The organism is Rhodococcus sp. NPDC060090, from assembly GCF_042729855.1.
Lineage (GTDB): Bacteria > Actinomycetota > Actinomycetes > Mycobacteriales > Mycobacteriaceae > Rhodococcus.
Genome location: NZ_JBHWXB010000026.1, coordinates 1 through 11,280, shown reverse-complemented (window position 1 = coordinate 11,280; position 11,280 = coordinate 1). Strand labels below are relative to the sequence as shown.

Below are 11,280 nucleotides of genomic sequence, written 5' to 3'. Positions count from 1 at the left end.
TACCCGTGGGGCCGCCGAGAGGCGGCCCCACGGTCGTCCATCGGCCGGCCGCCAGTGCGCTCGACGGTAACGTCGAAGCTGCCCGGAGAGATCAACCAAGAGGTTACTAACGGGTAAGGAATGCTCGCCGATCCGGATGACTATGCTGGCTCGGTTCGGATCAGGCGAGCTCAGAGGTACCGAAAGCGAAGGGTGTGGGCTTTTACATGCGTTCACGACACGACGGCGGCTCGGATGGGGTTACTCCGGATAATGCCACGCAGTCGAACGACCCGCAGCAGACGGTACCCGAATCGAGCGCCGAGCATCCGGCGGAAGGCACCCGCAGCCGCAATGCCGATCGCAGCGGCGGGCGTGCACCCCGCCAGGCGCGTGCCCCTCGGGCTCCTCGGGTCGAACGTGCTGCGCGTGGTGAGCGTCGTGGTGGGCGTGGTCGTGGTGTGGTGTTGCCGCAGTTGTTGGTGTCTGCGGTGGAGTCGTGTGGTGATGCGGTGGCGGTGGTGGCGGGGGGTCGGTCGTGGTCGTATCGGGAGCTTGATGAGTGTTCGTCGCGGTGGGCTCGGTGGTTGATTTCTCGGGGGGTGGGTCCTGGGGATGCGGTGGTGGTGGCGGTGCCGCGTTCGTGGGAGTCGGTGGTGGTGTTGTGGGCGGTGGTGAAGTCGGGGGCGACTTTCGTGCCGGTGGATCCGGGGTATCCGGTTGAGCGTGTGCAGTTCATGGTGGCTGATTCGGGTGCTGTGTTGGTGGTGACGGTGTCGTCGGTGGTCGATGTGGTGTCTGTGTCGTGTCCGTCTGCGGTGCCGGTGGTGGTGTTCGATGATGTGGGGTTGGTTTCTGAGGTGGGGGGGTTGTCGTCGCGTCCGGTGTCGTATGTGGATCGGGTGCGGTCGGTGGAGTTGGCGGATGCGGCGTGGATGATTTATACGTCGGGGTCGACGGGGCGGCCTAAGGGTGTGGTGGTGTCGCATGCTGGTGTGGCGTCGTTGATTTCGGCTGAGCGTGAGCATTTCGGGGTGGATGCGTCGTCGCGGGTGTTGCATGTGTGTTCGCCGAGTTTCGATGTGTCGTTGTTGGAGTTGTTGGTGGGGTTTTCGGCGGGGGCGTCGGTGGTGGTGGCTCCGGCGGGTGTCGGTGGTGGTGTGGAGTTGGCGGAGTTGATTGCGGCGGAGCGGGTGTCGCATGTGTTCATGACGCCGGGGGCGTTGGGGTCGATGGATCCGGTGGGGTTGGATTCGTTGGTGTCGGTGGTGGTGGCGGGGGAGTCGTTTACGCCGGAGTTGGTGCGGCGGTGGTCTGTTCCGGGTGTGCGGCGTTTTTTCAATGCGTATGGTCCGACGGAGACGACGATTTTGGCGACGAGTTCGGCGGAGTTGGTGCCGGGTTCGGTGGTGTCGATCGGGTCGGCGATTGCGGGGGTGGGGTGTTTTGTGCTGGATGAGCGTTTGCGTCCGGTGGCTGATGGTGTGGTGGGGGAGTTGTATGTGGCGGGGGCGCAGGTGGCGCGGGGGTATCACGGTCAGGTGGGGTTGACGTCGTCTCGTTTTGTGGCGGATCCGTTTTCGGTGTCGGGTGGGCGGATGTATCGGACGGGGGATGTGGTTCGTCGTGGTGGGGGTGGGGTGTTGGAGTATGTGGGGCGTAGCGATTTTCAGGTGAAGGTGCGGGGTTTTCGTATCGAGTTGGGTGAGGTCGATGCGGTGTTGGCGTCGTTGCCGGGGGTGGGTTTTGCGGTGACGGTGGGGTCGGTGTTGGCGTCGGGGGAGTCGGCGTTGGTGTCGTATGTGGTGCCGGAGTCGGGTGTGGTGCTCGAGTCGGGTGTGGTGCGTGAGCAGGTGTCGGGGGTGTTGCCGGGGTATATGGTGCCGGCGTTGGTGGTGGTGCTCGATGAGGTGCCGTTGACTCCGGTGGGGAAGGTGGATCGGGGGGCGTTGCCGGAGCCGGTGTTTGCGGTGCGGGAGTTTCGGGCGCCGCGGTCTGTGGTGGAGGTGTCGGTGGCGTCGGTGGTGGCGTCGGTGTTGGGGGTGGAGCGGGTCGGTTTGGATGATTCGTTTGTGGATTTGGGGGGGAATTCGTTGGGGGCGACGCGGTTGGTGGCGCGGTTGTCGTCGGTGGTGGGTGTGCGGGTGCCGGTGTCGGTGGTGTTCGAGGTGGGGTCGGTGGAGGAGTTGGCTGCCCGCATCGAATCACTGGCGGCCGGCGACAATTCGGTGCCGCTGGAAGCGCGGGAGCGTCCGGATCGCGTGCCGTTGTCGTTGGCGCAGCAGCGCATGTGGTTCCTCAACCGCCTGCAGCCGGAGTCGTTCGTCGACAACATTCCGATGGCCATCAGGCTCTCCGGAAAGCTGGATCATGCCGCATTGCGCGCAGCGATCAACGACGTCGTCGCCCGGCACGAATCGCTGAGAACCGTATATCCGGAGATTGACGGTACCGGCTACCAGCAGGTTCATCCGGCATCGGAGGCCCGACTCGACGTGGCGTCCGAACCGCTGTCCGCAGACGAGGTACCCGATCGTATCGCGGAGATCGTGACCACCGGATTCGATGTCACTCGTGACGTTCCACTCCGGGTGCGTCTGCTCGAGGTGTCGGAGCGCGAGCACGTGCTGGTTGTGGTCGTGCATCACATCTCCGCCGACGGGTACTCGATCGGGCCACTGGTGCGCGACGTGATCACTGCATACGACGCACATTTCTCGGGGAACGAGCCGTCGTGGACTCCGCTGGAAGTGCAGTACGCGGACTACACCCTGTGGCAGCGGGAAGTGCTCGGCGACGAATCCGATCCCGACTCACTGATGTCGAAGCAGGTGGAGTTCTGGAGCCGGACCCTCGCCGACCTGCCGGAAGAGCTCCCGCTTCCCGTCGATCGCCCGCGACCCGCAGTGGCGAGCAACCGCGGTGCATCGCTGCGTGTCGATCTCGACCGCGACCTGCGTGCAGGTATTGCTGATCTCGCACGTCGCAGTGGCGCAACGGAATTCATGGTCGTTCATGCCGCACTTGCTGTGTTGCTCGCGAGGATGAGCGGTACCGAGGACATCGCGATCGGCACGCCCGTTGCCGGACGCGGCGAGGCCGCCCTGGACGACGTGATCGGCATGTTCGTCAACACGCTCGTGCTGCGCACCGAGATCGACGGTGGGGAGTCGTTCGAAGACGTGCTGGGACGGGTGCGTGTTGCGGATCTGGATGCATTCGTGCACGCGGACATCCCGTTCGAGCGCCTCGTGGAGGTGCTCGACCCGCCGCGCTCGCAAGCCCGTCACCCGCTTTTCCAGGTGATGCTGACGTTCCAGAACATGCCCGTGTCGAACCTCGAGCTGGCCGGACTGAGTATCGCGGGTGTCGAATTCGACGTGGCGACAGCAAAATTCGACCTCCAGGTCACCGTCGCCGACATTACCGGCCCGGATGGCGCACCCGGTGGGTTCGCCGTCGAATTCAACTACGCAACAGAGCTGTTCGACGACACTACAGTGGAAAGCCTCGCGCGCAGGTTCGAGCGGATCCTCGGTGCGGTGGTCTCCGACGAGCGGACCTCCATCGCGGATCTGCCGCTACTCGAAGAACGCGAACGCGACCGGATCCTGACCGACTGGAGTTCGCTCGGCGCCGGGTCTGCGGCACGGCCTCCGGTCACGCTGGCCGATCGCCTGGCCGAATCCGTGCTCGGTCACCGAACTTCGCCGGCGATCAGCTTCGACGGCACCACCGTCGACTATGCCGAACTTTCGATCCGGGCCAACCGGATGGCGCGTCGTCTCGTCGCCGCGGGCGTCGGTCCGGGGTCTCTCGTGGCGGTGGCGTTGCCGCGCTCGATCGATCTCGTCGTCGCGCTTCTGGCTGTGATCGAGTCGGGCGGGGCCTACCTGCCGGTCGATCCGACCTACCCGCAGGATCGCATCCGGTACATGCTCGATGATGCCCGCCCCCGCGTGATCGTCACCTCCGACGCGATCGGGCGGGACGGTGATGCGAAGGTGCTGTGGGACAGTGGAATCGACGTCGTGCATATCGACGGCGCGGACGAGGTCGCGGAGTCGGTCGCGCCGGGTCCGCTCACGGACGCGGACCGTCTCTCACCACTGAGTCCCGATGATCTCGCCTACGTCATCTACACCTCGGGTTCCACGGGCCGTCCCAAAGGCGTCGGTATCACCCATCGCAACGTGCTCACGCTCTTCGAGAACGCAGAGCCACTGTTCGGTTTCGGATCGGATGACGTGTGGACTCTGTTCCACTCGTACGCATTCGATTTCTCGGTGTGGGAACTGTGGGGCCCGCTGCTCCACGGCGGCCGGCTCGTCGTCGTCGACTACCCGACGTCGCGGTCGCCGGAACTGTTCGCCGCTCTGGTGCGCACCGAAGGCGTGACGGTCCTCAATCAGACGCCGTCGGCGTTCTACCAGTTCGACGAGGCCGACCGCGTCCTCGCCGCGAGTGAGATAGAGGCTGCGCCGTCGACATTGCGGTACGTGGTGTTCGGCGGCGAGGCGCTCGATCCGGGACGACTCGAGGGCTGGTTCGACCGGCATCCCGTCTCGCCCCGCATGATCAACATGTACGGCATCACCGAGACGACCGTGCACGTGTCGTTCCACCCGATCGAACCCGCTCATGCGCAGGCCGGAGCGGCGAGTGCGATCGGACGATCCCTGCCCGGACTCACGGTGCGGGTGCTCGACCGGCGGCTGCAGCCGGTGCCGACGGGCGTCCCCGGGGAGGTCTACGTCTCCGGCGACCAGTTGTCGCGCGGATACCTCGGTCGTCCCGATCTGACGGCAGTGCGGTTCGTCGCGGATCCGTTCGGTGGCGCCAGGCTCTACCGCACCGGCGACATTGCCCGCTGGAACTCCGACGGCATCCTCGAATATGCCGGTCGCAGTGACTCGCAGGTGCAACTGCGCGGATTCCGCATCGAACTCGGCGAGATCGAGGCGGCGCTGCTGCAGGCACCAGGAGTTGCGCATGCCGTCGCTCTGGTTCGAGATGACGGTCTCGGTGAGCGTCTCGTCGGCTACGTCGTGCCGCGCGCCGGTGAGACCGTGGTTGCGGCAGAGGTACGTACCCGTGTGTCGGAGTTCCTGACCGGATATATGGTGCCCGACATCGTGACCGTGCTCGACGCGCTGCCCCTGACCGTCAACGGAAAACTCGACCGATCCGCTCTGCCGGCTCCGCGAATCGACGCCGTCGGCGACGACTACCGGGAACCGGTGACGGAGTCCGAACGCGTGGTGGCGCAGATCCTGGCACAGGTACTCGACGTCGAGAAGGTCGGCGCGGACGATTCGTTCTTCGACCTCGGCGGCAACTCACTCATCGCGACACGAGTGATCGCACGGATCAACGAGGCGCTGGGCGCCACCCTCGCGATCCGTGAATTGTTCGAGGAACCCACTGTCGCAGGTCTTGCGGCGCGAGCCGATTCCGGTCGCGGCGGCAGGGCCCTCCCCGAACTGGTGCGCGGACCACGGCCGGACCGGATTCCGTTGTCACTGGCGCAGCAGCGCATGTGGGTGCTGAACCAGCTCGACCCGGGATCGGCGACCTACAACATTCCACTCGCCATCCGATTGCGCGGAGGCCTCGACACCGCAGCGCTGGCTGCTGCGGTTCGCGACATCGTCGAACGACACGAGTCGCTGCGCACGGTCTATCCGCAGGACGAGCAGGGCCCCCACCAGAAGATCCTGGAAGCCGACGCAGTGGATGCCCTCACGACGGTGAGCGTCGCATCCGACACGGACGCATTCGCAGCGGTCGTCGAGGTGGTCTCCCAGGGATTCGACGTTGCCACGGAGGTTCCGGTCCGCGGGCGTCTTGTGAGTGTTGCGTCCGACGACCACGTCCTTGCGCTCGTGGTCCATCACATCTCGGCCGACGGCGCGTCTTTGCCGCCGCTCGCCCGCGATCTGATGTCGGCCTACGTGGCGCGGCTCTCAGGGGTGGCTCCCGCCGCCGACGACCTCGAGGTCCAGTACGCAGACTTTGCACTGTGGCAGCAGGAAGTGTTCGGCGACGCCGACGACCCGCAGTCGCCGGCAGGCCTTCAGCTTGCGTACTGGCGTGAGCGTCTCGCGGAGGTCCCCGACCTGCTCGACGTGCCCACCGATCGGCCGAGGCCCGCGACACCCAGCCTGCGCGGTGCCACGCACGTCACCGAGGTGAGTGCAGCAACCCGCCGCCGCCTCGACGAACTCGCGGCGGCACACCGGTCCACATTGTTCATGGTGGTGCACTCGGCGCTTGCTGTGTTGTTGTCGCGGCTGAGCAGCTCACGCGACATCGTCGTCGGCACGCCCGTGGCCGGACGTGGCGCACGCGCGCTCGATGATGTCGTCGGCATGTTCGTCAACACACTTGCATTGCGCACCGACATCGACCCCGGCGCCTCCTTCGATTCGGTCCTCGATGTTGCCCGTGCTACGGATCTCGAGGCGTTCGCGAACGCCGATGTGCCGTTCGAGCGGATCGTCGACGAGGTCGTCGCAGCACGATCGGCAGCGCGACATCCCGTGTTTCAGACGGTGTTGTCGTTCCAGAACATCGAACCGGCGCGACTCGAACTTCCAGGTCTGATCGTCGAAGCCCTCGACGGTGGAGAGCTGGCAGCGAAGTTCGACCTGCAGGTCACTGTGGAGCCGCGGGAAGGGGCCGACGGTGCGACCGGAGGGCTCGCAATCGCTGTCACCTACGCGACCGACCTGTTCGATGCGGGCACTATCGACACATTCGCAGGCAGATTCGTGACGATTCTCGATGCGGTTGCGGCCGACGCCGCATCGGTGGTCGGTGACATCGATATCCGCACGGAACGTGAGCGTTCCGTCAGCATCACTGCGGCACCGGCAATATTGCCTGCGACGCAGACGAGCGTGGACCGCACCATCGCGCAGGAACTCCAGGTTGCCGTCGAATCGGATCCGGACGCTCCCGCCGTCGTCTTCGGCGATACGGAATCGAGCTTCGCGGAGATCGAAGCGCGCTCCTCGCAGTGGGCGAGATATCTGATCTCCCTCGGCGCGGTGCCGGGCGATGTCGTGACCGTGGACCTTCCGGTCGGTGTGGATCTGGTGGTCGCATTGTGGGCGGTGGCGAAGTCGGGGGCCGCGGTATCCGTCGGCCGGCAGACGCCCGCGCGCTGGGGACTGTCCACGGTCGAGAGGGTCGGAGAGCTCACGGAGACGGCAACTGCTGCCGAGGCGACGTGGATCTCGATCGATGATCCGGTGGTCGCTGCGGCGGTGGCCGGGCTGTCCGGACGGTCACTCGGCTACACAGATCGTCCCGAGGTGCTCGGTCCCGGTGACCGGGCGTTGCACTTCGGTGATGTGCATCTCAGCCATGGTGAGGTCGTTGCCGCGTTGCGTCGGGGGCAGGAGGAACTGGCCCTGACCTACGATTCGCGCGTCCTCCCGCACAGATCGGAGGTCGATCGATGGACGGTGTTCGCGGTATTGGCCGCGGCCGTTGCCGGTGCGGTGGTCGTTGTTCCTGGTCGAGACGATGATCTCGGCGCGTTGGCACTCGACGAGTGGGTCAGCCACGTGTTCGTGCCCTCCGTCGACGTGTCGTCTCTGTCCGACTCCGAGGACCTCGCGGCTGTGATCGTCACCGACCGCCACGCCCGGGAAGATGGCGTTGTTTCGGGTCCTCTGGCAGGCAAAACTGTCGCTCCAGCTGATCCGTGGGTAGTGCGAGTGAAGTGACCGAACGGTAACTTGGCTTGCGGTCGAGCAACGTCGGGGTTGCTCGTCCGGAAGGAGTCGATTCGTGGTAAGTGCTGCCCGGGGGGCGCGTTCGGTTGAGCAGATCGAGACGGCAGAAGCGCGACATGGCGGTCGGGCTCCTCGGGTCGAACGTGCTGCGCGTGGTGAGCGTCGTGGTGGGCGTGGTCGTGGTGTGGTGTTGCCGCAGTTGTTGGTGTCTGCGGTGGAGTCGTGTGGTGATGCGGTGGCGGTGGTGGCGGGGGGTCGGTCGTGGTCGTATCGGGAGCTTGATGAGTGTTCGTCGCGGTGGGCTCGGTGGTTGATTTCTCGGGGGGTGGGTCCTGGGGATGCGGTGGTGGTGGCGGTGCCGCGTTCGTGGGAGTCGGTGGTGGTGTTGTGGGCGGTGGTGAAGTCGGGGGCGACTTTCGTGCCGGTGGATCCGGGGTATCCGGTTGAGCGTGTGCAGTTCATGGTGGCTGATTCGGGTGCTGTGTTGGTGGTGACGGTGTCGTCGGTGGTCGATGTGGTGTCTGTGTCGTGTCCGTCTGCGGTGCCGGTGGTGGTGTTCGATGATGTGGGGTTGGTTTCTGAGGTGGGGGGGTTGTCGTCGCGTCCGGTGTCGTATGTGGATCGGGTGCGGTCGGTGGAGTTGGCGGATGCGGCGTGGATGATTTATACGTCGGGGTCGTCGGGGCGGCCTAAGGGTGTGGTGGTGTCGCATGCTGGTGTGGCGTCGTTGATTTCGGCTGAGCGTGAGCATTTCGGGGTGGATGCGTCGTCGCGGGTGTTGCATGTGTGTTCGCCGAGTTTCGATGTGTCGTTGTTGGAGTTGTTGGTGGGGTTTTCGGCGGGGGCGTCGGTGGTGGTGGCTCCGGCGGGTGTCGGTGGTGGTGTGGAGTTGGCGGAGTTGATTGCGGCGGAGCGGGTGTCGCATGTGTTCATGACGCCGGGGGCGTTGGGGTCGATGGATCCGGTGGGGTTGGATTCGTTGGTGTCGGTGGTGGTGGCGGGGGAGTCGTTTACGCCGGAGTTGGTGCGGCGGTGGTCTGTTCCGGGTGTGCGGCGTTTTTTCAATGCGTATGGTCCGACGGAGACGACGATTTTGGCGACGAGTTCGGCGGAGTTGGTGCCGGGTTCGGTGGTGTCGATCGGGTCGGCGATTGCGGGGGTGGGGTGTTTTGTGCTGGATGAGCGTTTGCGTCCGGTGGCTGATGGTGTGGTGGGGGAGTTGTATGTGGCGGGGGCGCAGGTGGCGCGGGGGTATCACGGTCAGGTGGGGTTGACGTCGTCTCGTTTTGTGGCGGATCCGTTTTCGGTGTCGGGTGGGCGGAGGTATCGGACGGGGGATGTGGTTCGTCGTGGTGGGGGTGGGGTGTTGGAGTATGTGGGGCGTAGCGATTTTCAGGTGAAGGTGCGGGGTTTTCGTATCGAGTTGGGTGAGGTCGATGCGGTGTTGGCGTCGTTGCCGGGGGTGGGTTTTGCGGTGACGGTGGGGTCGGTGTTGGCGTCGGGGGAGTCGGCGTTGGTGTCGTATGTGGTGCCGGAGTCGGGTGTGGTGCTCGAGTCGGGTGTGGTGCGTGAGCAGGTGTCGGGGGTGTTGCCGGGGTATATGGTGCCGGCGTTGGTGGTGGTGCTCGATGAGGTGCCGTTGACTCCGGTGGGGAAGGTGGATCGGGGGGCGTTGCCGGAGCCGGTGTTTGCGGTGCGGGAGTTTCGGGCGCCGCGGTCTGTGGTGGAGGTGTCGGTGGCGTCGGTGGTGGCGTCGGTGTTGGGGGTGGAGCGGGTCGGTTTGGATGATTCGTTTGTGGATTTGGGGGGGAATTCGTTGGGGGCGACGCGGTTGGTGGCGCGGTTGTCGTCGGTGGTGGGTGTGCGGGTGCCGGTGTCGGTGGTGTTCGAGGTGGGGTCGGTGGAGGAGTTGGCTGCCCGCATCGAATCACTGGCAGAGGCCGACGAACCCGCCTCGGGTGGCGCATTCGACATGGTCATTTCGCTCCGTGCCGGCGATCCGGGCCTCGAAGCGGTCTTCTTCGTGCACCCCGTGGTCGGCCTCGCCTGGAGCTTCGCGGAATTGGCGAAGTATGTACCGGAGGGCAGACCCGTCTACGGACTCCAATCGCCCGCATTGTCCGGTACCGGCGCAATGCCCGAATCGATCGAGGAATGGGCCCGGCTCTACGTGTCCGAGGTTCGTCGCCTGCAGCCGCATGGATCTGTCCATCTCGCCGGGTGGTCGATGGGCGGCGTGATCGCCCACGAGATGGCCGTGCAGTTGCAGCGGAGCGGCGACGCGGTGGCCTCGTTGATTCTGCTCGATACGCAGGTTCCCGTGCCGTTGGAGTCGCCCGTCGACGTCGAGCAGGTCGCCCTCGCAGCATTGCAGGGCGGTGTAGGACCAGGCCTACTCCGCGGGGACGATGTGGTGGCAGATATCACACGCGAATTGGACGCGGGTGTCGACGGGGTTCCGACGACGGCCGACTTCCTCGAAGGGATCGGGCGGTCGTTCGACGTTCTCGCGGAGCATCGGCCGGGTTGTTTCTCGGGAGATCTGCTCTTCGTGGCAGCTCGGGGATCCACACCGGGAGCGGATCATTCTCTTCTCGACTGGTCCGCGTTCGTGGCGGGCGAGGTACATCGTTGCGAGGTCGAGGCATCCCACTGGGAGCTGACGGGAACCGATGCGTGTAGGGTGATCGGGCCCCTCGTGGAGGCATGGATCACGGTCAACGAAATGTCCGAATTGTTCACTCTTTCAGTGGATGTCGAATAGGCCAGACGCCATTCGAGTGGAAGAGGCAGTGTTCTCGTGTAAGACTCGCAATGGTCGGTGCACGTGACCCGGTTTGTCGGGGGCCTCGTTCACGTAACAGCACTCGACCCGTGTGTATCGCCGAACGCGCTGCCCACGACCGCATTCCGCCCCGGTGCAGAACGGGGAGTGGTATGACGGTGAAGGTCATCGAGTCCGGGGATGTCGATTCGAGCAACGCGGGCCGTGACGTCAGCCGTCGAAACGGTCGTATCAGACGAACGCGGCGACATGCTCCGGTTCCGCTGCTCCCGCACTTGCTGACCGCTGCTGTCGAACGCGACCCCGACGCTCCGGCGATCGTGTCCGATGACGGAGCCCTCGTCTATCGCGAGCTCGATGCCCGTTCCTCCGCGCTGGCGCGGTTGCTGATCGGCCGCGGTGTGGGGCCGGAGGATCGCGTGGCCATCCTCATGACCCGCTCGCTCGAGTCGGTGCTCGCGACCTGGGCCGTCGCGAAGACTGGTGCCGCAATCGTTCCCGTCGACCCGAACTACCCGGCCGACCGCATCGAGTACATGCTTGCCGACTCCAGCTGCGGTCTCGTCCTGACTCTGTCGGCGCACGCGGAGACAATAGCGACCGATGCCGACGTCATCCTCGTCGATACACCGGCGACCGAGGCCGCGCTCGCCGCACTGCCGTCCACCCCCGTCATGTTCGATGAGCGGGTTCGGACGTTGCGGGTCGAGCATGCGGCGTATGTGATCTATACGTCGGGGTCGACGGGTAGGCCCAAGGGCGTGGTGGTCA

Annotated in this window: 3 protein-coding genes; all 3 read left to right on the top strand. The window is 65.4% G+C overall.

Translation table 11 applies throughout. The features are described 5' to 3' along the window. Positions 1–206: 206 nt before the first annotated feature. Complete coding sequence (locus ACFWCF_RS25025) at positions 207–7,715, top strand: amino acid adenylation domain-containing protein (RefSeq protein WP_378567473.1); 7,509 nt, start codon at positions 207–209, stop codon at positions 7,713–7,715. A 223-nt stretch (positions 7,716–7,938) separates the two neighbouring features. Beyond that, positions 7,939–10,488: an amino acid adenylation domain-containing protein gene (locus tag ACFWCF_RS25020; protein ID WP_378567482.1), complete on the top strand. Its 2,550-nt coding sequence runs from the start codon at positions 7,939–7,941 to the stop codon at positions 10,486–10,488. A gap of 173 nt (positions 10,489–10,661) precedes the next feature. Continuing rightward, a partial coding sequence (locus ACFWCF_RS25015) for an AMP-binding protein (RefSeq protein WP_378567470.1) occupies positions 10,662–11,280 on the top strand: 619 nt, incomplete at its 3' end.